This is a genomic window from Schaalia sp. ZJ405 (assembly GCF_011038885.2).
Lineage (GTDB): Bacteria > Actinomycetota > Actinomycetes > Actinomycetales > Actinomycetaceae > Pauljensenia.
This window is the reverse complement of sequence record NZ_CP064952.1, coordinates 1,586,825-1,611,878: the sequence shown is the minus strand read 5'-3', so window position 1 is coordinate 1,611,878 and position 25,054 is coordinate 1,586,825. Positions and strand designations below refer to the sequence as shown.

Below are 25,054 nucleotides of genomic sequence, written 5' to 3'. Positions count from 1 at the left end.
GGTGAGGGCTACTGACTGACGAGGTGAGGTGGCTGAGCCTAGCCCCAAGTGGCAGGTGAGGATCTACTTGCCGAGGCGTTCACGCGTGAGGCGATACTGATCCTCGATATATTTTTCAAGGACCGTTGCCTCGATGCGCCACGCGTGCTTGCCGCCAACCTGAATTGCCGGAAGTTCACCGGAAGTCACAAGAGAACGAGCTGCCGACGTTGTCAGGTTTAGAGTTTCGGCGACATCCGCCAGCGTAAGAAATCGTGGTGCCATGAGAGCAATTATGCACGATCGTTCCACTTCGGTGCATTCACTATCAGAAAAGTGCATATGGTAACGAATGTCAGGTGTTGGACAACTCTGTCCCCAATGCTCCAAGAGAGCTGCGGGATCCTCCGCTCATGAACTCCCGCACCGAGTCAAGCCTGTGGATAACTCCGGGGCCGAGGAAAATCACGGCATGATGGAGAAATGAAACAGCGACACACAAGCGTCCGGATCCCCGGACCACCCCCGGCTTGGCGGGACCCTCGACTGGTTGGCGGAATCCTCCTGATTACCTTATCGATCACGGTTTTTACCCTGCTGCTCGCCCGAGCACGGGCAGGAGAACTGATATTTCAGACAACACGACCGATCGCTCAAGGAGAGGTTCTCAACGAGGAGAACACGACGATCGTCGAAGTGCGGCCCGGCAGCAACGCATATGTGCGCGAAGGAACACTCAAAACAGGGGCAATAGCCAAACATTCGTTGGGCAAAGGTGAACTGCTCGCGCGCTCGTCCGTGACAACGCAGCACAACGAAGACCACAGACGAATCGTCATCACCGTCATTGATGGACTGCCTGCCTCAGTCAACACCGGACAACAACTTGAACTATGGTCCATCCCAGGGTCCACCTATCATGGTCCACCCTCTGACGACGGGGAAGCACAACCACAACGAGTGGCATCACACGTCACTCTCGTTGGTCGAGTTGAGGACGGATCACGAATGCCATCCCAAGCTGGCACTCGCATTGACATTGCCGTTGCCAAAGCCGACATTTCACAGGTTCTGCGCGCGATGGCGGGGAACGGTAACTTAGCGGCCGTGCCGGTGGGATCGTGAAACAGCCGCCCAGCCTCATCGCTGTATGCGCGACGAACGATACGGAAGCAACAATCGTTCGGGAACTCGCAGCGATGCCAGAAGAATTCACCGTGGTCCGCCGATGCGCCGATCTTGCGGAACTATGCGCCGTTGTCCAAGCGAAAACAGCCGATGTCGTCATCCTCGAAGCGAACAACCCGGAAGTTGACACGCGTCTGGTCAATTCCCTCCAACAGTGGGGAGCGAATGTGGTTGTTCTCGTTGAGGAACTGGGGGAACACAATCGTCGCTATGTCGGGGCGGATGTCGCACCCCTAGCGGCTCACCCCGAACAGGTCATCGAATCGATTCGTGCATTTCGGCGCCGAGCTGTGGCATCCGCATCGAAGATACTCACAACGCACTCCCACCCGCACCGGGACCCGTCTGACCACGAAACGCTCCCTGACAAAGAGTCGATGACATCCTGCGATATCTCACCTGGACTCTCGTTAAAATCTGCACTCACTGCTCCCACAGATGCTCTCAGTCCGGCAGATACTCTCATTCCGGGTGCTCATCAACGCCTGGTCCCAGCGCCCGGCATCACAGCTGTTTGGGGAACCAGCGGCGCACCCGGCCGCTCAACCATAGCGATCAACACTGCAATGGAATCGGCACACGAGCGAGAAACCATCCTTGTTGATGCGGATGTGCACAATCCCTCGGTTGCGCACATGCTGGGAATTCCGGTGGATTATTCGGGTCTTTCTGCGTGCGCTCGTCAGATTGCACGAGGATCGGACTTAGCGCATGCTCTGCCTGAACTGAGCGTGCCCTATGGACAGCAGTTGACGGTCCTCACCGGCCTGACTTCGCCTCTTCGCTGGCGCGAGATTGACGAGTTCGTTGCACAACGGCTCATGGAAGAACTGCGTGTGCTATTCCCCAGTGTTGTTGTCGATCTGGCAGCAGTTTCCTTAGACCCCGTGGGGGAGGAGACACAGTCACGAGGACAACGTGACGACGTAGCTGCGGCGGTTCTACGTCAAGCAGACCGCGTGCTCTGCGTGGCCAAAGGTGATGCTGTGGGAATCAATCGGCTTGCTGGGGCCTTGCGGTGGTGGGAGGAATTGGACGTGGATGCGCCGCTGCACGTGATCGTCAACCGGGTGTCACCGGCGTCAACCGGACCTCATCCGGTGAATGCTTTACGGGCGGCGCTTTCGCCAATCCTTGGGCAGAAACGCATCTTCATTGTCCCCGAAGACGAGTCAGTTCCCCGCAGTCTCCTTCACGCCTCCACGGTGATTGATACCCATCCCCTCAGTCCGAGTGCGCAAGCGATACACGATCTTGCTGGGGCGGTGCAGCTGCGGTCCGTCCGGTCGGTTGGGCGAAAACGTCGCCGCGGACGGGGACGAATGTGAAACACTACTGTCATGCGTGTCTATATTCCCGCTGTGTCTTCGCAGCTGAGGGCCCCTGAGCCTCCCTCTGAGAAAGGGTGGGTTGCAGATCCTCCCGCAGGAACCGATGCCGAGGGCATCGAACTTCTTGAAGATGATGCGCAGACGGAGGCCGCGTTAGGGTCTTTGCTGTTGCTGCGAGATCACCCCGAGAACGCCCCCGTGCGCCTAGTGCTCGCCGTTGACACGTCAACGGCCACTCCCATCGGTGAATCCGCGTCGGGGATCTGCTGCGTCCAGCCCGGGCCCCTAACCTGGAGAGACGTTGTCGCATTCTTTGTTGACGAGGACGAAGCTGCATCCAACGTCGAGGCATGCATCGGTGCTCAGACACAGGTGGAAGCTGATGAGGCGATTGCACTGCTGTGGGAGCGTTCGCTGCTGTGGCATGACGCAACAGAACGACCGGCGTTGATTGCTAGATTCTCACGCTCAGATGAGACCCCCCTTCCGCTCGGGGACGAACGTTGATCTGATCGGAGATTTGCTGTGCCATGTCTTCGACATGGCTGATGACTCCGACGGTTCGCCCAGAATCTCGTAGGTCATGCAGCTGCGCCATGACAAGTTCAAGGGTCTGAGAGTCCAAGGATCCGAATCCTTCATCAATGAACATGGTGCGTAGCTCGATTCCCCCTGCTTCGGCGGTGACCACATCGGCCAGGCCGAGGGCAAGAGCGAGGGACGTATAGAAAGTTTCGCCACCGGAGAGCGTTCGAGTTGAGCGGATGGCGTCGGTGTTGTGGTCGATGATGCGCAGCCCAAGTCCTGACCGACGGGATTGAGTGTCGTCATCTGGAACGGACACTAACTCGTAGCGACCCGAAGAAATTGTTGCCAGGCGGGGATTTGCTGCGGCAAGAACATCGTCGAGACGCGAGATTAACACCCACGCTCCCAGCGGTGTGTTCTGGAGATTTTCCGGGGAGCTTGCGTTCGCAAGTTCTGAGAGTCGACGCACGGGACCGGCAGCGGAACGCGCCGCCGCGAGCGAATCAAGGGTACGGGTGAAACGCTCGAACTGACGGTGATAGTCGTCGAGGAATTGTTCGAGAGCACCGACTCTCTGGAATGCCTCATCGCGTCTGCGTGCGGAAAGCTGCGCCCGAGCACTCAGGGCGTCACAATCTGGTGGAGTCAGCGTTGCGGCTCGCTGCATCGTCTCGGAAGCAAGTGTTTGTGTCAGCGAGTGTAACGCCCGGTCGTGCTTGTCGACGTCGTGTTGATACGCGGTGAGCGTATCTGAATCAAGGAAAAGCTCCGTGGCTTCTTGGGCGCCGTTGTCGCTGGGGTCAAATCCGTGTTCTGCGAGCACACTGTTTCGCTGAAGTGCTGCGTCTTCATGGCGTTCACAGGCCTCTCGCCAGGTCACAATTGCGTCGATCACAGCCGTCAACCTGTCGGATTGCTCCGCAAGATCGGTGTCGATAGCGGTGATTGACGGAGCATCTCCACGAGCCTTGGTCAACGCTGCTATGTCGCCTGCAATGGCTTTGTCATCACGGGAGATACCGGCTGTGGCTGCGGCAATGTCAGCTGTGAGCTGCGTGAGTTCAGCGGTGCCCGCTTCTAGCGTTCCGCGATGATTGTCGATGGTGTGACGGAGCGGATCGATGGAATCCCGAATCGCTGTGAGGGTGTCGATGCGTTCATTGAGTTCGCTCAGGCGCGTGACCAAAGCGTCAGCGTGATCTCCGGCCTGTTCCCTCAAGGACGCACGACGCAGTGACACTTCGGACAGGTGAAGCTGAGCATCGGCGAAATCGCGTTCTGCCTGATCTCGGCTGGCGTCAAGCGCTGCGACGTCCTCGCGCGTCATGCCCTGTTGGGACAGTGGTGCCGGGTGAGGATGTTCAGGTGAGCCACACACCGGGCAGGGAACACCATCTTCGAGGCTGGAGACGAGTGAGCCCGCAGTGTGTCTCAACCACAGATCATGTGCTTCGTGGGCAGCTGAGTTGGCGTTACTCAATGCGGCTGCCGCCTGTTTCGCGCGTTCGGTAGCATCGGCGATGGCGGTCTCAAGGCTATCGGCCTGCCGTGCGAGCGACAGCTTCGACTCTGTATCTTCACGTTGAAGAACCAATGCATCCAATGGAGCGCATTCGCTGCGCAGGGCCTCGACCTGCTGGGTCAAGCTGGCGATTGTGTGGGGAAGGGATTCAAGCTGTTGCGTGAGGGAATCGGCATGTTCCTGGGCGGTACGCGCACTTTCTTTCAGGTCGTTGAGGGCGTCAATTTTCGCGGGCAGCTCGCGTTCGATATCGAGGAGCGCTGCGATCTGGGAACGACGGGCAAGAAGGCCGTCGCGACGCGCCTGCGCGAAACTGAGGACAGTTGGTGCATCGCTGACCTGCGTTAATGGTGACGACAGAGGACCGCCCTCGTTGACATGCTCTTGAGGAGAATCGGCAGCGTTGATGACTGCGAGGCGCGCGTGTTCTAACGCATGTGTCGCGACATCCAGAGCAGACGAGGCTGAGCGTTCGCCTCGGATCAGCGGTCGGACGGCACTAGCCCGGATCCCATCAGCGACGGAGCGCCGAAGACGATCAATATCCTCAGAACGCTCAAGAAGAGCGCAACGCTGGGACGTGAGTCGATGGTATTCGGCAAGAGCGTCCGCGTCGGCGCGTCCCTGAGCTAGGCGTTGTTCGTCTTCGCGTGCGATGATTTTCGCTTGGTCCAGCGCTGTGTGAGCCACCGAGAGAGCTTGACGAGCCTCGTCGCCGCGGGCCCGTGCGAAAAGGATGGCATCTTCGGGATCGGCGGCGAGAGGATTGACTGCGTCGCCATCGCCCAGGGAATGCTCATCGGCGTGTGAGGCCGGATCCGAGGAGGAACGTCCATCAGCGTCTGAGGCCGGATCCGAGGGGGAGCGCTCGTCGGCGGAGCCACCAGAATCCACGGGTGAATCATCAGAAGTGGGGGCATCGGTGTCTGATGAGGCGCTGTGGGGACTGGCTGGACCTTGGGTCACGGGAGTCGGAGGTGACATTGCCAGGAGCACATCGAAAGCTGAGACAACCTGCGCTTGCGCCGAGGAAACATTGCCGCGTGACTCGGCGGCACGCTTTGCCAGGGCTTTTTGGAAGTCTGCAAAAACGTGAGTGTTGAAAATATCGCGTAGCACCTGTTCCCGCTGGTCAGAGGAGGAGGTGAGGAACTCAGCAAACTTCCCCTGGGGGAGAACAACGGTCTGAAGGAACTGGTCTTTCTTCAGTCCGATGAGTGTTTCAATTTCCGGGCCAACTTTCGATGGGCCGGAAGCAATCGCCTCGACCGTTCGATACCCTGAGGCATCTTTGGAATCCTCGCAAACGGACACGAGTGTTGCTTGAGAATTCCGCGGACTCTTGCGTCCAGATGGCGTGTAGGAGGGTGTTCGACTCACCCGGTAGATGCCGGAGGGAACCTCGAAAACAACGATGACTTCCGCCGGATCTGAATCGGAGAGATACTTCGAGCGCAAACGGTCTTTTGAGGCATCCTTTGCGCGGGCAACATCGCCGTATAACGCGAATACGATGGCATCAATGAGCGTGGACTTTCCTGCACCGGTTGGTCCTTCAAGAAGAAATAATCCGGACTCCTCAAATGCAGTGAAGTCGATGTGTTCCTCGCCGGAGAACGGCCCGATTCCGCGTAATTTCAGGTCAAGAAGTCTCATGCTGAGTGCTCCGTTCGTATCTGAGTCCACACGTCATCGATCACAGAACGCTCCTCGTGGGTGAGTTGACGTCCCCCAACGGCAGTGAAGAAATCGCGTGTGACATCCGCTGGGTGACGATGGGGAATCTGAGCGAGGACGCGTGGATCGTGTTCCGGTGTCTTCTCTGGATCATGGTGGATGACGAGGGCGTGAGGGTAGATCTCCCTGATCCGGGGAACAAGACGCTCGGGACGATACGGGTCGGTCACAGTGACCGAATAGTACGCATCGGCGGCATCGTGTGGAGCACCGGCGATGAGGTCGTTGAAAGTTCCACAGATCACGCGAATTGGTCGATGAACGGGGATGGGGAGTGCCTCCCATTCGCAGGTCCCATCGCCTTCAATATGGACGAGGGTGACGGATTTGTCTGCCCCTGCCTCGGAAAAAGAATAGGCAATGGGTGAGCCGGAATACCGAATGGGGACCGGGGATGAGGTGACAAGCTGCGGGCGATGCAAATGCCCAGCGGCAACATATGTCAGACCAACCGCGCAACGTTCACGACCCGTCGGCGAGGAGTCAAGCGGCTCCTCTCCGGCATCTGTGTCACAAGACGACGATGATGCGTTGATGGGGGCGAGGTCGAGCTCAACCGCCCGGTCTCGATCCGAGGGGGATTCTGATGATGACGCGTCGGTTGAACTTTCACCGAGGGAAGCGAAGATGTGTGCTGGAACAGAAGGAACACCACCGACGGTGATATCGCGTTCAGAGTCTGACGGCAAAGCCCCGGAAATAAACGCATGAACCATTGCGATTGCTGGACGATGATCCCCGCGGGAGCGATGGCGACGAAGATCGTCTCCGATTCGCCTCAACGCAGCAGCGACAACGGCCTCGTGTGAGCGAGCAAGTGGGCGCGGCTGATTATCCGCCACGAAAGAATCATCCCGATATTCCTCACCATCGGCTCCGAGATGTGCATCTGAGGAGTTCATCTCGGCAAGCTGATAGCGGACGAGATCGGGTTCAAGATAGGGGATCGGATAGACGAGAACGCCTACGCCTGTGTCGCCTGCGTCGCCCTCGTTAATGTCTGGTTCCTCAGGTGAGGGCAACGAAACCGGCTGAACGGGGATTGCTGTGCCCACTGACAGGGGATCTGTTGCGAGAACAACCGAGGGGTTGAGAATGGAAGCAGTCATTCCCAGTCGGATGGGACCGTCGTGATTACCCGAGGTGATGATCACTTTCGTTTGTGAGCTCAGGCGAGAAATGACGCGAGAAAATCGGCGAATCGCGGAAATCGGGGGAACAGCACGATCAAAAATATCACCGCTGATGAGTACTGCATCGACACGGCGTTCATCAACAACATGACACAACCAGTCAAGGAATGCGTCGGCAGCCTCACCGAGGTCCGCACCGTGGAGGGTGCGGCCCAGATGCCAATCCGAGGTGTGAAGAATGATCATGTATAGAGTGTGCACGACACCGCATGCATTTGCGTCCGCCCGCGCGTCGCGCCGAACGAGGACTCAGCCACCCGGATGTTTAGTCTTCGGGCCAGTGCAGCAGCTCAATGATCTCATCATGAAGCACACCATTTGTTGCCACAGCATGACCACCCCAGGGGCCATCGGCGCCGGTCAGCGACGTGAAACGCCCACCGGCCTCGGTCACGATTGGAACAAGTGCCGCCATGTCGTAAAGCTCAAGTTCAGGCTCGCAGGCAATGTCAACGGCGCCCTCGGCAACAAGCATGTAACTCCAGAAATCACCGTAGGCACGCGAACGCCAGCAACGCGACTGCAACTGAAGGAACTCCGCCCCTCGGTCTTTGGCCAGCCATCCATCGAGGGATGAATACGACAGGGAGGCATCGTCAAGATGCGACACCTGTGACACGTGAATTTGTCGCCCCCGAAAGAGCGAGGTTCCCGTCCACGCTCCCTGACCGCGCGCCGCCCACCAGCGTCGCTTGAGCAAAGGAGCAGAGACAACGCCGACAACGACTTCCCCGTCCTCGACAAGTGCGATGAGCGTTGCCCACACCGGGACGCCTCGAACGAAATTCTTGGTCCCGTCGATAGGGTCAATGACCCACTGACGATTCGAATAGCCTTCCGATCCGAATTCTTCCCCGTACACGCAGTCGCGTGAGCGAATGTGAGACAGCTGAGAACGAATCGACTTTTCGACCGCGCGATCTGCGTCAGTGACCGGGGTGAAATCTGGCTTGGATTCGACAAGCAAATCCTGGGCGCCGAAACGCGCTGTGGATATCGCATCGGCTTGATCGGCAAGGACATGAGCCAAACGCAGATCATCGTTGTAACGCGTTGAGTCAACCATGAGATCACTGTAGCGCCCTGAGGGCATTACCATAGTTCCCATGCCCACGAAGCCTTTCTTAGTCCTCACGTCACGGCCCAACGGCCCAGTTGTCGACTCCGAACTTCACGCGCTTCCTCGCCTCGCCGGACTTCACGAGGACGAGTGGGCCCACCTTCGCCTCGAAAGCGCGACGCTCCCCGAGATCACGCTTGAGGACTGGTCGGGAGTTTTCGTCTGCGGATCACCGTGGGATTCCTCCGCCGATCCTGCTCACAAGTCCCCCGAACAGCTCAGGGGTGAGGCCTGGCTGAGTTCCCTCTATGATCAGGCTCTCGCATCGCAGTTCCCGATTTTTGGGATCTGCTACGGACTGGGCACACTCAATCTCCATCTCGGCGGCATGGTCACCGAAGAACACGGCGAAGAGATGAGTTCCGTCCTCGTGACCGTGACTCAGGAGGGACGCAAAGACCCCATCCTGTCGGGGGTGCCCGATATCTTTGGAGCGTACGTCGGACACCACGAAGCGGTCTCTCAGATCGGCCACGACATCACCGTGCTAGCGACCGGAGAGGCAGCTCCCGTGCAGATGGTTCGCGTCGGAGAAGCCGCGTGGGCCACTCAGTTCCACCCGGAGCTTGACCGCGAAGGAATGGACCTGAGGATCGAGCAATACGCGGGAATCTACAGCTCGGAAGCGAATTCCGACATTATTCGCGAGCGCGCCTACGCCAACGAGGTCGGTGACGTTCATCAGATCCTCAGGAATTTCGTTGAGCTCCATCGCCGCTGATTGAGCGAGGCCGAGGCCGAGGACGAAGCCGGCGGGCACCAATATCCCAGACCTTGAGGAAGATGTTCGAGAGTCGCGCCACGAGGACGACGGCTGGCTGTGACGCCGTGACAGCGACGGCAATTGTTGTTCCTCCAAGGATGACGAGCCACATCGCCCACACCGGCCAGGTGTTGAGATTCACCCAGGAGAGTGGATACACGAAGTAGAGGTGAAGGAGGTAGACGCTCATGGAAACTGAGCCGATGCGGGCAAGCCACGCGAAGCTCCCTTGATTCTTCACATGTGAGGAGTCACGCGCAAGGACGGCGGAGACGACGCAGACAAGGAGCGCCGTACACACCATCGCTGCGAGCCTGACGACGAGTGCCTGCCAGAGGTCGGCCGACGTCTCAACGTAGGGCTTTTTCCCGGTGAGCTGGGAGATCCGGAATCCGTCGGTGAAGGTGAAGACCACCGCGAGTGCGCTGATGCCCACGAAGGGGACGAGGGCGACGACGGGGCTCAGGCGTTGACAGAGGCGCCCGAAGCCGTCGATCCCGATGAAGTAGCCGGCAAGGAAAAACGGGAAAAATACCACGGTGCGGGAAATGGAGAGGAAAGATCCGGCGTGGGGGACGAAACCGATGAGAAGTGAAGCGGTGACTGCGCCGGCAAGGGACACCCACCTCGGCAGGCGCACCACCCACACAAGAGCCAGACGCCAGAGCATTAACGACAGCAGGTACCAGTGAAGCCCGGGGAAGAGGAGGGGCACAAGAGTCCAGGTCACGCCCGCAACTTCCACGGTCCTGATTGTCACGTGGAGGAGCGAAAAACCCACGTAGACGGGAATGAGAGATCGCGCGGCCGATCGTGCCGAACGCTCGGGAGAGCGAATGACGATTCCTGAACACAGGGAAAAAGCCGGCATATGGACCAGGTAGATCCACCAGTACAGCAGCTCAAATGCCCGATCGTAGGAAACGAACTGGAGAAGAAAATGACCGGCGACGACTAAGAGGATGAGAATCCCCTTGAAAACGTCAATGCGCGCGTCTTTGGCCATAGGCCTCAGGACTCCGAATCGGCGGCGTAGCGCTGCATGACCTCGTTGAGTGGGCCGTCTTGAGCGAGGACGCCGTTCTTGAGGTAGAGGGCTCGCGTGCAAAAGCGCTTGAGGTCGTTTTCGGAGTGCGACACCAGGAACAGCGTTGTTCCTGAATCCAGCCGCTGCCGGATGCGTGCGTAGCACTTTTCCCGGAATGCTTTATCTCCGACGGCGAGGACCTCATCAACCATGAGGATCGGTGCGTCGAGGACGGAAATCACAGAGAATGCCAGACGCACCTTCATGCCTGAGGAATAGTGGCGGAAAGGAGTATCGAGAAAATCGCCGACACCTGAAAACTCAACGATCTCATCAAAATGTTCGTCAATCTCCCGCGGAGTCATCCCGTGGAGTCCCGCAGAAAGAACGAGGTTTTCTCGCCCCGTGAGTTCAGGGACGAACCCTCCGGTGATTTCGATGAGCGGGGCCACGGCATCGCGAACATCGATCGTTCCTTCGTCGGGAAGCATGACACCGGCAACGAGCTTAAGCAGAGTTGACTTGCCAGACCCGTTGCGCCCAACCACACCGATCGCCTCACCGGGGGCGACGTCAAAGGACACGTGACGCAGCGCCCAGAAGCTCTGAGCAGCGGGCACCTTTTTCGGACGGAAGAGGAGTTTTTCCCGCAGAGATTCCGAAGAACGCCCCTTGTGGAAATTCAGACCGACGTCGTGAACGGAAATGATCGACTGCGGCGAAGATGGGGAACTCATAGACATGGGTCTCCTCAGATTTCCTTCAAGACTGTGCGTTCGGAACGACCGAAGAAGACACAGCCCAAGACGAAAGTAGCCAGCGTGATGATGAGGGAACTGAGGATCGCGGGCACCGACAGCTCCGAAGCAAAAATCCCCGCGCGATACGCCGACATGATTCCAGCGAGCGGATTCAGCAGGTAAAGATCCTGAATGATTTTCGGTACCGCGGTATTGCCGAGGATGTCGTTGATTCCGTAGATCGTTGGGGAGGCATAAAAGAGAGCACGCAGAGCCAGGCGGACCAACGGGTCGATGTCCTTGAGCATCACCATCAGCGGAGCGAGGAACATCGAAACCCCCGCAAGCAGGAGGAATTGGAGGAGGATCCCCAGCGGAAACAACAGAATGAAGATGTTGATCGGTGGATGGTAGACAACAAGGAAAAGAATGAGAACCGGGAGTGAGAAAAGGAATTCGATCCCCCTGGCACACACCGACCTCAGCACCCAAATTTCGCGTGGAACAGCGGTGGAGCGAACAAGTTTTTCCTGAGAAATAATCGACTTCGCCCCTTCCGTCAACCCAATCTGAAACCACAGCCACGGAAGGAGAGCGGAAAGAAGGAAAACGATATAGGGTTCCTCGCCCACGGATCGATGAAAAATAACCGTGAAGACAAACCAATAGATCAGCCCCATGACCAGGGGATCGAGGACGGACCAGACGTATCCGAGCAGTGAATTCGCGTAGCGGACCTTGAGGTCACGCCTAATGAGGAGCCAGAGGACCCGACGATTACGCCAGATAGCCGACAGACGCGCCGCGGGACTGATGTGGCGTCCCGTTGAATGTCCACCGTTCATCGGCTGATCCCTTCGTCACGTATCTGGTGCTTGACGGTATGTGGCGTGCGCTCGCGGACTCTCCCTCCCGTTGCGTGGCCTGTGATCCCGTTGTCAGATTCGAGGGGGAGCCTCAGGACGTGGCGCCAGTGTTCCTCGCTGGAGGAACGAGCCAATGCCTGAGCGTACTCGTTGTGTAGTCGCGTCCACTTTAGGGCAAGTGTGAGATGTTGACCCAGGATGCGACGCAGTTGACGTCGTGCACGCCGTGGATCACGGACGAGGACGAGCTCGGGGGTTTTCCCCTCAATCGTCACCCGATCCGCGCCCAGAGAATCCCACCAGGCGTAGTCTTCGGCGGTGACGGAGCGGACATCACTAACCCTCTGTTCGGGGATCACCAGTGAGGCGACGGCACGAAGAGCCGAAGATACCCGGCGTTGATGCCAATCGGTGCTGCGGGGCGCCACGTGATGAGCAGCCCAATTCACCACCGAACCACTTGCGCGTCGAGCGGCATTGTCGCTGAGGGCGTGGGCGCGCGCCCAGATATCCTGCGCGGTTGATCGTGCGTGAAGAAGGTCATGCCCAAGCCACTGCGCGCCCTCGGTAATGAGATCACCCGCATCACTCCAGGAATCAGCAACGTCGTACTGCAAGGAGAGAACATGTTTGATCTGGTGGGCGGCGCTTGAGGTGAGGACCCCGCGATGAGAGCCCAGCGCCGCAGCCGTTGCCAGACGGTTCCTGTGGGAGAGCACTCCAGACCACGACCACAGCGTTGTTGTGGTGTCCCACCGTGGATGCCACACGCCCGTTCCCGGCAACACGCGGATCGCATACCCGTGGGCGTGTGCGCGCAGACCGTATTCGGCGTCGTCCCATTTGAGGAAGAAGGGCGCGGGTAGGCCAACATCGCTGACGGTATGAGGGGGCAGAAGGCACCCCCACCAGCCCGTGTAGTTCGGTTCGGTGCGCAAATCGAGGGCGTCAACGATGTCGGAGTGAGCTTGGCGAGTGTCGCGTGGATGAAAGAGAGAGTCTGCTTTTGTCCAGAAGAAATCGGAGGAACGAACGTATTCGGCGCAAATCTGGAGCCTACTGGGATTGTCGACATCGAAAACCGGTGTGCCCATGATGACGCGATGTCCGCTGCGGGCTGCGAGGGTTTGGAATGTGGCCATGCGACGCAGTGACTCGACGGGAAGATGCGCGTCATCGTCGGAGAGAAGGACCGCGCGTTCGGGATGCGCAAGAGATTCAATCATCCCTCGGGCGTATCCACCTGAACCCCCGAAATTCCCCTGGGTGATCAGACGAAGACGCGCCCCCTGTCGGTCACATTCGGAAGTAAATTCTGCGGATTCAGCCAGTGTTCCCGCCTGGTCGATGACGATGAGTTCCCCAATCAGAGGGGAGACGAGGAGTGAGCGCACTTGCGTCAACGTCTCATCAATGCGACCGATCGTGGGCACAATCGCAGTGATCTGAGGACAATCGGGGGGAACGTCGAGGATTTCATCGCCCGCATCCTCAGAAGGAGAATGAAGCGCGGCAGTCCATGTGATGCCGGTAATGTCGGCCCCGTTCTCAGGCTCAAGCCAGTACCAGTCCTGATGAAGATCAACGAGGACGGACGTGCCAGCCTCGACGCGCCTGCGCGGCCCCCAGTTCCCGCGGGAACGAGAAACGAGGACGGCTGTTCCAGTTCCTTTGACGTGAAGCTCAACCTGGGAAATGGAGACTTCGCGCCACCTGGCCGCAGGGAAAAGAGAATCCCACCAGGAACGCGCGCAGTCGTCCTCGTTCATCCACCGCTGAAGGACTACGGAACTCATCGGCTCAGGGCCCCCACCATGCGAGCGGCACCCGAGGCCAGATCAACGGACGGCACCCACCCCAGGTCAATGAGTGCCTGGGAATCCAAACCGAGGCGCGCCTGGGCAGAAACCCCTCGGGGTGGCTCCCCGTTGGCGAAACGCACAGCGAGCTTAAGCTCCGGTCGGGCGGCAACGAAAGCATCGGCGAGTTGACGAATCGACACGGATCCTCGCGGATCGGCAATGTTGTACACCGCCTGAGTTCCCTTAAACATCGCCAGCAGCATCCCCGACACCGCATCAGCAACATAGGTGTAGGTCCGCTGGGCGGTGCCATCACCCGTTAAAACGATGTCGCGGCCAGCGGCAACATCCGCAGCGAAATCCGCCTGAACACGACCATCATCCACAGCCATTCCCGGACCGTAAATATGACCAAAACGAACAACCGTCGGCACAATCCCATATTGCTCCGCATAAACGGCAACGGCGGTTTCGCTCATGCGCTTCCCCTCGAAATAGCAGCCGCGCACCGAGTACGGATCGAGGGGACCGAAATCGTGTTCGCCGATGAGTTCAGTTCCCGAATGTGCGCCGTAGACTTCCGAGGACGACATGAGGACAAAACGACCACCGTCAGCAACGTGATCGAGCATGTGAAGCGTCCCAAGAGCGTTAGTTTTCAACGTCCCCACAGGGTTGTGTGCGTGCAGGGAAGGACGGGCAGGGGACGCCCCGTGGAAGATCACATCGAAACGCTGATCACCGAGGTCAACGTCGGTGACATCCCCAACGCACAGGTGAACATGCGGTGCATCAAGGAGGCCGCCGAAGCGGAGACGGGCTTTGTCGGCGTCGCGCACAAGCAACGTCACGTCGATATTGAGGTTCCACAGCTGGTTCGCCCGAAAAAGAGCTGCCGCCGTATATGCCGGAATCATCCCGGATGCACCAGTGACGAGGACGCTCCGGCCCGTCAACTCTGCCCACGGAAGCTGCCTTTGAGGGTCTTGTGCCGCCAGAATCGCGTCAATGTCTTCACGGACGATGTCCGTATCAACGAAGGGAAGGGGCGTGCTCATCGAAGCTCCTTACTCCATTTCCGCGCGGGCACCGAAAGCTTTCGCGTCCTCGACAAGAGTGAAGAACGTTCGAGCAATGTAATAGTCGGAACTTGTTGTGATCTTGATGTTCGTGTGCGGGCCGGGAACCATCCGCACGGGAATACCGTAACGACGGTACAGAGAACACGTGTCAATGGAATCGGTGATGCCCTCCGACACAGCGCGGTCGTAGATGTCGGCAACTTCTCCCAGCACGAAGGATTGAGGGGCCTGAGCTGTCCACAGGCGATCACGCGGGATCACATCGGTGACTTGAGGTTCGTTGGCAACAACGATGGTTTCATTTGTCTTTGTGCACGTCACGCCTGTTCCATGAGCCTCAACGGAACGGATATTCGCCGTAATGAGTTCCTCATCCACAAGTGGACGCACCCCGTCGTGGATGAGAACAACAGAGTCCTTAGGGCAGGCCTCACGCAGAGCCTTGAGACCGTTATGCCGTGATTCCTGACCGGTGGAACCACCCGACACCACCCACTTCACCTTGGAGAGTTCGTATCGGTCGAGGAGGCGCAGGAATTCTTGACGATATTCTTCAAGGATGACAACGAGGATCGCGTCAATCTCGGGGTGCTGCTGGAACTGTTCGAGCGTATGAACGATGACGGGGCGTCCATAAATCTCTAAGAACTGTTTCGGAACAGCTCCGGCTCGCATACGCGCACCGATTCCCCCGGCGAAAATCAAAGCGACATTCATTGAAAACCTCCTCGTGTGACCTTAGCGGACTATCGGTGTCTGTTCGCCTGGAGCCGCACTGATCGTCAGTGGAAGCCGTCCCAGAAGAAGCCAGTCGATAAAGCGGTCGGAATTGTGCGTATCCGCGTGGTCGAAGTTGTGGGTGATGAATTCCTCGGTTTTGCCGACATCTAAGGTTGGGCGTGACAGAACCTCAAGGAGGGTGTCGAAGTCGGTGACGACCTGGCCGGGGGCGGTGCCCCGGTAATCCCGATGCATTCCGCGGGTCGCTGAATACATGTCGAGATCGGGAGCGAAGAAAATCATCGGCCGGTGCAGCAGTGAATACTCATACATGATCGACGAATAATCGGTGATCATCACGTCAACGGAATGCAGCAGATCATTCGTGTCAGCAAATGAGGACGCATCGATGATTCGGTCGCTCAACTCCTCGGGAATCGGAGCTGGGTCTATGACGAAATGATGCTGGCGAATGAGGAAGACACTTTCTGTGCCGAGGACGTCATAGAGTGCCTGGAAGTCAAAGGAATTCCAGTCATAGTAGGCATCGGACATCCCTCGTCCGCGGAAGGTCGGAGCAAAAAGAATTACGCGTTTGTTGGCTGCCAGCGGGAACTGCGAAGCAAATTCCTTGCGGGCCCTGGCACTGTGCTTCGGGTTGAGGAACGCATCGATCCGGGGCAGACCCGTGGGGATCACCGCTGCGCGTTCAATTCCGAAAACCTCGGCGTAGGTGTCGCGCAGGGCCTCGGCACCGCATATCGCATAGGAATAGTGTCGGTGGGCGTTATGCAGGTTCGGTGATCCCGACTTGCCGAAACGAGAGTAGCCCACGTCCTTGAATCCCGATCCGGCGTGCCACGCCTGGATAATTGTGTGGTTGCCGTCAACGGGGAAAGAATCGAGGAGAACGAAATAGTCATCAATGATGATCGTCCCCGCTTGCCCCATGAGCCAGGCGAGTTTGAGCGCCGACTTCTTATCCGACATGGCCTCTGTGCGGAAGGAATAGAGGAAAGTGAAACGATGATCGAGTCCGCGTTCAAGCATCCGGTCACGGATCGCCCGGAGGTTCCCCTGGAGGCTGGGGCGTGCCTCGGAAGCAAAAAGAATGGTGTTGTTTCGGTGGGGGTGGGCGGCGAGCGACGCCTCGTATGCGGCGATGAGGGCTGAACGCTTGGTTTTCTTCCAGGTCCGACGAATCGCACGCGTGGCCCACACAAGAGGATTGTCCGATTTCTTTCGACCACCGGTGAAGTAGTACGTCCTCATGATGAGGTCGGGTGTGGTTTCAGCCAGTGAGAATGCGACGGTGTATGCCCGGTTGTTGCCCGCATGCAGGAAAACTCGCGACTTGTCATCGAGGTCATCGGTGAGGCTGAGATCAAGGATGACGTTCTGCCATGCGCTGCAGCAGCGAACAGCGAATCTCCATGTTCCGTTGACCACTTGCTTGCGGTTCTCAAAGTTCGTGACATTGAGTGAGATCATCCAGCGGTGATCATCGAGCTGCGTCCACTCCAGGGCATGCGCATTCTCGTTGGGACGCCACAAAGCAAAGGACGTCTGGTGATCGCTGGGTGCAGGATCATCGGTGGGTTTTTCGCAATTCCCCACATGTACGGGCAGGCCTTCCGGTGGGATGAACCCTTCGAGTGGGTCGATGATCAAGATGTCATCAGTTCCGCTAGGCCGTGAACCGGGTGCCCGACGGTCGTCCTCGTCAATGGGGCGTTCCTCGATGGTGATGTGGAGGTTGACACGTTCCCAGGTGATCGACGTGGCGACAAAAGTCGTGTGGACGTTATCGGAGTGTGGAGGTAAAAGCGGCACGGAACTGCACAAATCTTTCGTGTTGAGGGTTTACCGAGGACTCAGGGACCTAGGCAGTATAACCATCGGCCTTCTGAATGGAGACTGAGTAAAAGGCTTCAATTTGATTGCAAAACGAATGGGGAGGGTTTCTGCTTGTCGTTGAGCTGAGGTTGACACATTACGCTGACTCTCATGAAATCAGTGTCCGTTGCCGCAGTTGTCGTCGCATATAACAGGGATCATATGCTCGGCGACACCCTCGACGCTCTCGGAGCACAGACCCGGCCTCTCGACGATGTCATCGTCGTTGACAACGCGTCAACTGATCGTTCACTCGAATACGCCCACAACCACCCAGTCGTCACAAATACCGTTGAAATGAAACGGAACTTAGGAGGAGCGGGCGGCTTTGCTGCCGGTATTGCTCGGGCAATCAGCCGCGGAGCGGACCTCGTGTGGATCATGGACGACGACACGGTTGCCCAGCCCCAAGCCCTTGAACGGCTCCTCGACGCGCGCGAACGCTATGCCGGTAGCCCAGCGGTCCTGGCATGTCGGGCGAATTGGATCGACGGTCGTGAACATCCAATGAACACGCCACGTGAGCGATTCCTCATTGATCCAAAGCTCAGGGCACACGCCCAAGCGGTAGGAGCAAAACAGATCCGAACCGCATCCTTTGTTGCCATCCTTTTGGATGCCCGGGCAGTTCGGGAGGAAGGGCTGCCCGTGGCGGACTACTTCCTGTGGAACGATGACTTTGAGTACACGGGCCGTCTTCTTCGACGCCGCATCGGACTTTACGTTGATGCTGCCCGCGTTGAACATCGAACCAAGGAATTCGCCGGGGCAACGGACAAAGACCCCGGAGATCGTTTCTTTGGGGAAGTACGCAACAAAGTGTGGTCCCTGACCCGGTCGCGTGCCTTTTCCCCCGTGGATCGTCTGCTCTATTCGGGAGCGACCCTGCGCCGCTGGGCGAAGATGATCGCGATTTCCTCACGTCCGCAAGCGCGTATCGCAGACATCATCATGGGCACGTACGCGGGTATTTCCGCTCCTCGTCCGACCACGGAAATCCTCTGGGACACTCAGGTGGGACGCGAGGCGGCGGTTCTTGATTCGGGAACTACCGAACATCCCGCACAGCCTTATCAGCGCAGTGATCGCAACACGCGTTTCGCTGTGCTCCTTCCGGTGTGGCGGGGCGACAATGTCACGCACTTCCAACGTTCCCTCAGGTCCATCGGCGTTGATCAGATTCGCCGCCCATCGCAGATCGTGGTCGTATGCGACGGCCCCATCAACCCGGGAATTGACCGGATCCTCCGCGACGTGGCTCATGGCAGACGCGCAGATCTGACGGCTGACATTCCCGTGAAGGTTGTTCGTCTTGCTCAGAATTCTGGGTTGTCGCACGCGCTCAATGTTGGTCTGCCCGAATGTGAGTGTGAGATTGTGGCGCGCGCCGACGCTGACGATATTTCGCTTCCCGAACGATTCGCCACGCAGATTCCCCTCATTGAGGCGGGTTTTGAGATGGTCGGAAGTGCGATCGCGGAGTTTGACGAGGACGAGTCCTCAACAGGTCTTGTCCGGCGTATGCCGATGAGTGCCCGCGAAATTCGACAGACAATTACGCGTCGTGACCCGTTCAACCATCCGACAATCGTCTACACCAAGTCCGCGGTTGCCGCCGCAGGCGGATATCAGCACGTCAACCATATGGAGGATTACTGGCTGTTCGCACGGATGATCCATTTGGGGATTCCCACGGTCAATGTCCAAGACCCTCTCGTGCTGTATCGGATCGGTGCGGGCGCCTACCAGCGTCGCGGGGGAGTGGACATGTTCCGATCGGAGCTTCGGATGCAGCGTCTGCTGCGCGAATCCCGCATGATCACTGTGCCGCGGTATGTGACGAATATGCTCGTCCGTGGAGGCTATCGCCTGATCCCCGTGGGCGCACGCAAAGCCCTGTATCAAACCGTCGGACGTCTCCTGTGGTTCCGTTAGGAACGGTGGGCTAAGCAGCGTTTTCGTGCTGTCGCGGGCGCTAATGACTCGCTCATGGCATCTGAAGCGTTCGACGCGACGTAGTGAGTGTCTGCTCTAACGCGCGGCGTTCGACGCGACGTAGTGAGTGTCTGCTCTAACGCGCGGCTTTCGACGCTGCGTCGGCTGTCGCCACTGCATCTAAGAGCCTGCGCACCGCATGAACTCGATGTGAGCGGTACTTAAGAGTGGCTGCGTCATCGACCTCGAAAGGATCTGTTCCCAAGCGCCACGCATCGAGGGCACACGAAGGCTCCGATTCCACGTGGGAGCACAGCGGTAAACACCACGACGCGGCTTGGGCAACATCGGGATAGACACCAAGCACGTCATCAACGGTCACATGGCCTAGGCCAAAGGATCGCACTCCCGGGGTGTCGACGATCCACCCACCGCCGTCAAGCATGAACGCTTCCGATGACGTTGACGTGTGCCGGCCACGACCCGTGACGGTGTTCACGGCTCCGACCGCACGGTTTGCCTGCGGAACGAGGGCGTTAATCAGCGTTGACTTTCCCACCCCTGAATGTCCCACGAGCACACAAAAACGGCCAGTCAGCTGCTGCCTGAGGTGATCAACGTCCCCCGATCCATCGCCAGCCTGGAAGCCAGAGGAGGTGGCCTCGTCCTCGTTCCCCGCATTGTCCTCATTCCCTAAATGGGTGACAACAATGGGAATATCGAAATGTGAATAGGCATCGATTAGGGGAGCGGGGGAAGCCAAGTCAGATTTCGTCAGGCACAGGATCGGCTCAAGACCCGCTTCGTAGGCGGCCACGAGGCACCGATCAATCATCCCCATGCGCGGCGGAGGATCGGCGAGGGCGACGACGATACACATGACCTGAGCATTCGCAACGATCGCTTTTTCGCCTCGCTGATCGGGAACATCCTCAAGGGAACGACGCAGAACACTCGACCGCTCATCAACGGCAACGATTCTCGCAAGGGTGTCGTGGCGACCAGAGACATCTCCCGTGACGCGCACCCAGTCACCCATGATGATGGATCCTCGGCCCAACTCCTTTGCGCGCACTGCCTGAACCTGAGTTCCCATCGTGGAACCACGTGACAGAGCCTGGGAATTGGCGCTATGTGGGCTGCCAGCTGCCTTGTGATCGGTTGTGTCGTCAAGGACGACGCGATAACGTCCCCGATCAATCGCTACGACACGGCCTCGTGGCTGTTGAGACCAGTCGGGGCGTTTCTTTGTCCGCGGACGTGAGGATTTGCCCGCTCGGACGCGGACCCGTGGATCGTCGGTGCCGATGTCACGTCTCATTGGCTGAGCATGTCCTCCCACATTGTTGTGAACCCCGGAAGAGTCTTCGATGTTGTCTCCACATTCGCCACGTGCGTTCCGGGAACGTTAAGCCCAATGATTGCACCGAAGGTTGCCATCCGGTGATCCTCGTAGGTGTGGATTTCGGCGGCGTGCAGGGGACGCGGCGTGATGCGGAGGAAATCGTCGCCCTCGTTAACGTCACCACCGAGCCGGGTGATTTCCCGAGCAAGTGCGGACACGCGATCAGTTTCGTGTCCGCGTAGATGCGCGATTCCTGTGATGAGGGATGGTGAGGACGCCACGGCGGCGAGAGCAGCCACCGTGGGCACAAGTTCTCCGATCGCCGAAAAATCCGCCGAAAGTCCGCGGAGATTCCCACGTGGCGGCCCCGTCACGGTGAGGTCACCGGCCTCAGCTTTCCCGCCGGTCGCGCCGCCTGGGGCAAAGTGGACGGCTCCGCCCATTTCTTTGAGGATCCACCGCCACGCGTCACCGGCCTGATCCGTAACCGACGGCCAGTTCGGAATGGTCACCGACCCTCCGGTGACCATCGCTGCCGCCAGGAACGGACCGGCATTCGACAGGTCCGGTTCGATGGTCCACGTGCCACCCTCGGGGCGTCCCGGTTCAATGACCCACGACAGATGCTGCCCGGCATCACCTGAGCGCACGCATCGAATTCCTCGTGCTCTCATCGCTGAGACGGTCATGTCCACGTGTGGAAGTGAGACAACATTCCCGGGTGCTCGCACAGTGATGGGAGAGCCCAGGAGCGGTGCGACCAGCAGCATTGCCGAGAGGAATTGGGACGAGGACGAGGCGTGGACGTCGACGCGTCCGTCCTCAGGGACATGAAGCGGCCCACGAATTGTCAAGGGCAGATGCCCGGCTTCTCCCTCGTAGTCAACGGATGCACCCATTGAGGTGAGGGCGTCGAGGAGAGGGGCCACGGGGCGGTGGAGTGCGGCCTCGTCACCGGTGAAGCGAGTGGGTGTGGAGCTTAAAGCCGCCAGGGGAGGGAGGAAACGCATGACCGTTCCCGCGAGGCCAACATCAATGGTCCGAATTTTGCCCGGCGCGCTGCCGGTAGGTGAGTCTGCCGGTGGTATCTCGTGTTTGCTGATCGGCTCAACAAGCAGCGCGTCACCGTCACTGGAGATGCGGGCACCCAGTGCCTGAAGTCCGTTGATGAACAGGCGGGTGTCGCGGGCATCGAGGGCGCCACGGATCCTTGAGGGATGCGTGGCGATGGCCGCGAGATACAGCGCGCGGGCAGTATGAGACTTAGAGCCGGGGACGCTCACCTGGGCGTTCACGGGGCCCGAGGCTACCGGCGCAGGCCAGGCCTGGTTCACTCGGCAAACTTGCGTTCAACACGAGCACGCTCGGCAGCACGTGCCTGAGCGATCGCTAAACGCTGATCGCGCCAGTTCGACAGCCTCCACGTGGCCGAGGGACGTCCTTGGCGGTCAGTGGTTGCCAGCGCAACGCCCGCAGCTAAGGCGAGCTTACGCATGAGTCCTGAACGGTTCTCTTTGATTTCTTCACGAGTGAGGGATGTTCCGCGCACGGGGTGGTTCACCAGCGCCATCGGAACTGCAACGGCGGTGAGAACTCCTGCGGTGGCACGTGGGAACTTGCCCAAGGCAAAACATAGGCCAGCAGTTGTTGTGACCGTCCCGAGAATCCGGGTGAGGGTGCGCAACTCCTGATCGGAGAGGTCATGACCGGGAACAACCTTGTTCATCAGAGGGCGAATATCCTCAGCGCGCTCAACGTGAACGTCGGGTTCACGGATCGCAGAGAAGCCGTCTGCAATGAAAGGAGCAGCCAAAAGCGGGCGAGCGATGAATCGAAGAATACTCATAGCACCTATTGTCTGTCTTTTCGGGTGGTTTTGTCTTTTCCTACGCGAAATTGATCGATCGTTGGCCCAGGTGATCCTCAAGACAACCGGTGATGTTGAAGGTACCTGCGGGGGAATAATCCGCCGGCGCGAGTCGTTGGAGAGAGAAACGCAGATGATGCAGAGGACGTTGGTTGATGCCGGAGGTCGCAGCATGGGAGCACGCCGAGCACCCTGGAGGGATCTTCCATGAGCACAATGACAACCGGACGGGTTAGGGTTGCTCGTGATGACACTCGATACACTCACGTCCCCGCCGGACAGACAGACAGCGCGTGCTCGGCGAGAGGATCAGGACCGGACCTCACGCGTGCCAGACGAATCGCCAGTCGGCACCACGCAAGCCGATGCCGCACAGGAGACGTCTCGGGACGCCCAAGAGATACCTCAGAACACCCAAGAGACATCTGGGGAATCGGACGCTCACCGTCTCGAACGCTTCGAGTCGGAGGCATTGCCGCTGCTGGACCAGCTCTTCGGTGCGGCCCTAGGTATGACGCGCAACAGAGCGGATGCGGAAGACCTGCTGCAAGAAACCTTCCTCAAGGCCTATACGAAGTTCGATCAGTACACGGCGGGAACAAATATCAAAGCATGGCTGTATCGCATTCTGACGAACACGTACATCACGCAGTATCGCAAAGCCCAGCGTTCACCCAAACGCGCGGGAACAGATCAGGTCGAGGATTGGCAGCTTGCCGATGCTGCATCGCACGACGAACGCGGCCTGGTGTCAGCGGAAGTCGAAGCTCTCGAACAGATTCCTTCCGAGCAGTTGCGAGACGCCCTCGAATCACTGTCGGAGGACCACAGGATGGTCATTGTTCTCGCCGATGTCGAGGGGCTGAGCTACAAGGAAGTTTCGGAAGCGCTGGGAGTCCCCATAGGTACCGTGATGTCGCGTCTGCATCGAGCGAGGAAGACGTTGCGTGGAAAACTGGCGGAGTTGGCTGCGGAATATGGGATTGGGAGCACGAATGAAGCGTGAAGACATGGCGTGTGAGCAGGTGCGCCGCTATCTTGACATGCTGGTTGACTGCGAAGAGTGTGATGAGCGGACTCTCCTCATTGATCGCGGCGTTATTGACGGACCAGCGCAGCAGGTGAGGGAATTACTTCGTGAGCATTGCCTGACGTGTCCTGAGTGCACGGACCGACTGGTTGCCGAGCGTCATCTGCGTTCCCTGGTGCGCCGCTGCTACGAATCAGAGACCGCGCCCTCGGGTTTACGTGCCCGCATTATTCAGTCAGTGACGAGTGTCCGCGTCATCGTTGAGTAGGTCATTGACGAGGACGAGCGCGGCTGTTCCTGTGCTGTGCCTGTCGGGGCGCCAAGGATCAAAGTGATTGGCGAGGACGATGGTGAATTTGGTCGCCAACGGGAGACCGCCTTGGATGATCGACGCTGTGTATGACACACTAAAGAGGTTGAATCCAATCAATTGAGGAGACCGACATGTCGAAGAGGGGTCGTAAGCGTCGCGATCGTCGTAAGAACGGCGCGAACCACGGCAAGCGTCCTAACGCCTGATTCGTGGCCCGCACGGATTTTCCCGTGCGGTGATTGTCTCATCGTGATGCCCGGTGGCCAGTGGCCACCGGGCATCAGTGTCGAGACCGATAAGACATCACAGCGACTCCCTCGATCGCCACTACCAGTTCAAGCCACTGCCAGTGGAGAAAGCTGTTTGAGAAAGCCGCACGTACACGCGGTGTTCTACGTGCTGGGCTGAGAACCCGTCCACTCATACCACCCTTGATGCAGGACAAGCCATGCCAAGAGTGCGTACCCAGATTGCCCGGGGAGCGTGTAGCCGTCTCCAGAACGCGCCCGCGAGGCAGCCATGTCTTCGAACCACTGGTCGTGGGAAATCAGTGGAGCGTAGGTATCAACGAAGGGGATCGATCGGCGTTCGCACACTTGGGCGCATGACTGAGACAGAGTTTTCAAGGACTGCTGGTCGACACCTGCGATCGGTGGTGGGCCAACAACGAAGCAGGGGATTCCTAAGTTTGAGGCCTGGTCGGTGATGTTTGCGATGTTGAGCCGTGAGCGAGATGATGACACCCCGCCAGTGACATCCGCTGGGCCTACGGCAATGACGAGCCCGCGCGGTTCGTCGGCAGGGAGTCGCGGTGAAACCTCATGCTGCCAGCGCGAGGCCATCTCGCGAGTGGTTTCACCCGGCATTGCGAGGGTGAGGATCGTTGGGGGAGTAGCAAATTCGGAGTGTGCGCTCACGCGTCCCACCCATCCGAGTCCGCGGGGATCACCTGTTCCCGCGACGAGTTCGTCGCCGATGATGCAGATGCGCACGTGTTCCCCCTGCTGTGTTGTGGATACCTTTGTCTACGGACACCGGCGCATCGGGAGTGAAAGCAACGCCGTGATCCC

23 protein-coding genes are annotated in these 25,054 nt (G+C 58.7%); 8 read left to right on the top strand and 15 right to left on the bottom strand.

The window, feature by feature from the left end:
* Positions 1–63: 63 nt before the first annotated feature.
* Entirely contained in the window at positions 64–264 is a 201-nt protein-coding gene (locus tag G7Y41_RS06650; protein ID WP_165215983.1) for a helix-turn-helix domain-containing protein, read from the bottom strand.
* Between the two features lie 198 nt (positions 265–462).
* Here G7Y41_RS06650 and G7Y41_RS06645 point away from each other — a divergent pair, with 198 nt between their 5' ends.
* From G7Y41_RS06645 to G7Y41_RS06635, 3 genes are read left to right on the top strand one after another with little or no spacing between them, the layout of a single operon-like run.
* Positions 463–1,104 (top strand): SAF domain-containing protein, encoded by a 642-nt coding sequence (locus G7Y41_RS06645; RefSeq protein ID WP_165316018.1) that lies wholly within the window; start codon positions 463–465, stop codon positions 1,102–1,104.
* Positions 1,101–2,495: a CpaE/TadZ family protein gene (locus G7Y41_RS06640; RefSeq protein ID WP_165316019.1), complete on the top strand. Its 1,395-nt coding sequence runs from the start codon at positions 1,101–1,103 to the stop codon at positions 2,493–2,495. Before G7Y41_RS06645 ends, G7Y41_RS06640 begins: the two co-directional genes overlap by 4 nt.
* A 12-nt stretch (positions 2,496–2,507) precedes the next feature.
* Positions 2,508–3,005 (top strand): DUF6912 family protein, encoded by a 498-nt coding sequence (locus G7Y41_RS06635; RefSeq protein ID WP_165316020.1) that lies wholly within the window; start codon positions 2,508–2,510, stop codon positions 3,003–3,005.
* Here the strand turns inward: G7Y41_RS06635 and G7Y41_RS06630 are convergent.
* From G7Y41_RS06630 to hisN, 3 genes are all read right to left on the bottom strand, one after another.
* The gene (locus G7Y41_RS06630) at positions 2,953–6,204 is read right to left on the bottom strand and encodes an AAA family ATPase (RefSeq protein ID WP_165316021.1); all 3,252 of its coding nucleotides are present in this window, start codon (positions 6,202–6,204) and stop codon (positions 2,953–2,955) included. The two genes, G7Y41_RS06635 and G7Y41_RS06630, sit on opposite strands and share 53 nt — an antisense overlap.
* Complete coding sequence (locus G7Y41_RS06625; protein WP_165316022.1) at positions 6,201–7,664, bottom strand: exonuclease SbcCD subunit D; 1,464 nt, start codon at positions 7,662–7,664, stop codon at positions 6,201–6,203. Before G7Y41_RS06625 ends, G7Y41_RS06630 begins: the two co-directional genes overlap by 4 nt.
* 79 nt (positions 7,665–7,743) lie before the next feature.
* Complete coding sequence (hisN, locus tag G7Y41_RS06620) at positions 7,744–8,544, bottom strand: histidinol-phosphatase (protein ID WP_165316023.1); 801 nt, start codon at positions 8,542–8,544, stop codon at positions 7,744–7,746.
* Between the two features lie 40 nt (positions 8,545–8,584).
* Here hisN and G7Y41_RS06615 point away from each other — a divergent pair, with 40 nt between their 5' ends.
* On the top strand, positions 8,585–9,319 hold the full coding sequence (locus tag G7Y41_RS06615) for a glutamine amidotransferase-related protein (protein ID WP_165316024.1): 735 nt from the start codon (positions 8,585–8,587) through the stop codon (positions 9,317–9,319).
* Here the strand turns inward: G7Y41_RS06615 and G7Y41_RS06610 are convergent.
* From G7Y41_RS06610 to G7Y41_RS06580, 7 genes are read right to left on the bottom strand one after another with little or no spacing between them, the layout of a single operon-like run.
* Positions 9,288–10,367: an acyltransferase family protein gene (locus G7Y41_RS06610; RefSeq protein ID WP_165316025.1), complete on the bottom strand. Its 1,080-nt coding sequence runs from the start codon at positions 10,365–10,367 to the stop codon at positions 9,288–9,290. The genes G7Y41_RS06615 and G7Y41_RS06610 overlap by 32 nt on opposite strands.
* Before the next feature lie 5 nt (positions 10,368–10,372).
* Entirely contained in the window at positions 10,373–11,125 is a 753-nt protein-coding gene (locus tag G7Y41_RS06605) for an ABC transporter ATP-binding protein (protein ID WP_196819475.1), read from the bottom strand.
* A 14-nt stretch (positions 11,126–11,139) separates the two neighbouring features.
* Entirely contained in the window at positions 11,140–11,973 is an 834-nt protein-coding gene (locus tag G7Y41_RS06600; protein ID WP_165215964.1) for an ABC transporter permease, read from the bottom strand.
* On the bottom strand, positions 11,970–13,790 hold the full coding sequence (locus G7Y41_RS06595; RefSeq protein WP_165316027.1) for a glycosyltransferase: 1,821 nt from the start codon (positions 13,788–13,790) through the stop codon (positions 11,970–11,972). The genes G7Y41_RS06600 and G7Y41_RS06595 overlap by 4 nt, the downstream gene beginning before the upstream one ends.
* Positions 13,787–14,854 carry an NAD-dependent epimerase/dehydratase family protein gene (locus G7Y41_RS06590; protein ID WP_165316028.1) on the bottom strand — a complete coding sequence of 356 codons (1,068 nt, stop codon included), beginning with the start codon at positions 14,852–14,854 and terminating at the stop codon, positions 13,787–13,789. Before G7Y41_RS06590 ends, G7Y41_RS06595 begins: the two co-directional genes overlap by 4 nt.
* Positions 14,855–14,863: 9 nt before the next feature.
* On the bottom strand, positions 14,864–15,595 hold the full coding sequence (locus G7Y41_RS06585) for an IspD/TarI family cytidylyltransferase (protein ID WP_165316029.1): 732 nt from the start codon (positions 15,593–15,595) through the stop codon (positions 14,864–14,866).
* Between the two features lie 21 nt (positions 15,596–15,616).
* Positions 15,617–17,431, bottom strand: coding sequence for a CDP-glycerol glycerophosphotransferase family protein (locus G7Y41_RS06580; protein WP_165316030.1), 1,815 nt, complete (start codon positions 17,429–17,431; stop codon positions 15,617–15,619).
* Positions 17,432–17,605: 174 nt separating this feature from the next.
* Between G7Y41_RS06580 and G7Y41_RS06575 the strand changes: the two genes are divergently transcribed.
* A complete protein-coding gene (locus G7Y41_RS06575; protein ID WP_165316031.1) occupies positions 17,606–19,429 on the top strand; it encodes a glycosyltransferase in 1,824 nt (607 codons plus the stop codon).
* A gap of 136 nt (positions 19,430–19,565) precedes the next feature.
* On the opposite strand, the gene rsgA is transcribed toward G7Y41_RS06575, so the two are convergent.
* Genes rsgA through G7Y41_RS06560 form a run of 3 tightly spaced genes read right to left on the bottom strand, consistent with a single transcriptional unit; the run spans position 19,566 to position 22,620 of the window.
* Entirely contained in the window at positions 19,566–20,750 is a 1,185-nt protein-coding gene (gene rsgA / locus G7Y41_RS06570; protein ID WP_165316032.1) for a ribosome small subunit-dependent GTPase A, read from the bottom strand.
* Positions 20,747–22,108: a 3-phosphoshikimate 1-carboxyvinyltransferase gene (gene aroA / locus G7Y41_RS06565; protein ID WP_231367260.1), complete on the bottom strand. Its 1,362-nt coding sequence runs from the start codon at positions 22,106–22,108 to the stop codon at positions 20,747–20,749. The genes rsgA and aroA overlap by 4 nt, the downstream gene beginning before the upstream one ends.
* Positions 22,105–22,620 (bottom strand): DoxX family membrane protein, encoded by a 516-nt coding sequence (locus G7Y41_RS06560; RefSeq protein ID WP_165316033.1) that lies wholly within the window; start codon positions 22,618–22,620, stop codon positions 22,105–22,107. The genes aroA and G7Y41_RS06560 overlap by 4 nt, the downstream gene beginning before the upstream one ends.
* 349 nt (positions 22,621–22,969) lie before the next feature.
* Here G7Y41_RS06560 and G7Y41_RS06555 point away from each other — a divergent pair, with 349 nt between their 5' ends.
* The 3 genes from G7Y41_RS06555 (at position 22,970) to G7Y41_RS10245 (ending at position 24,190) form a co-directional block, all read left to right on the top strand.
* Positions 22,970–23,647, top strand: coding sequence for a sigma-70 family RNA polymerase sigma factor (locus G7Y41_RS06555; protein WP_442984200.1), 678 nt, complete (start codon positions 22,970–22,972; stop codon positions 23,645–23,647).
* Positions 23,637–23,939, top strand: a complete 303-nt coding sequence (locus G7Y41_RS06550) for an anti-sigma factor (protein WP_231367259.1) — start codon at positions 23,637–23,639, stop codon at positions 23,937–23,939. Before G7Y41_RS06555 ends, G7Y41_RS06550 begins: the two co-directional genes overlap by 11 nt.
* A gap of 176 nt (positions 23,940–24,115) precedes the next feature.
* Positions 24,116–24,190, top strand: a complete 75-nt coding sequence (locus tag G7Y41_RS10245) for a 50S ribosomal protein bL37 (protein ID WP_370465157.1) — start codon at positions 24,116–24,118, stop codon at positions 24,188–24,190.
* 186 nt (positions 24,191–24,376) lie between these two features.
* On the opposite strand, the gene G7Y41_RS06545 is transcribed toward G7Y41_RS10245, so the two are convergent.
* The gene (locus G7Y41_RS06545) at positions 24,377–24,976 is read right to left on the bottom strand and encodes a GDSL-type esterase/lipase family protein (protein WP_165316034.1); all 600 of its coding nucleotides are present in this window, start codon (positions 24,974–24,976) and stop codon (positions 24,377–24,379) included.
* Positions 24,977–25,054 lie beyond the last annotated feature (78 nt).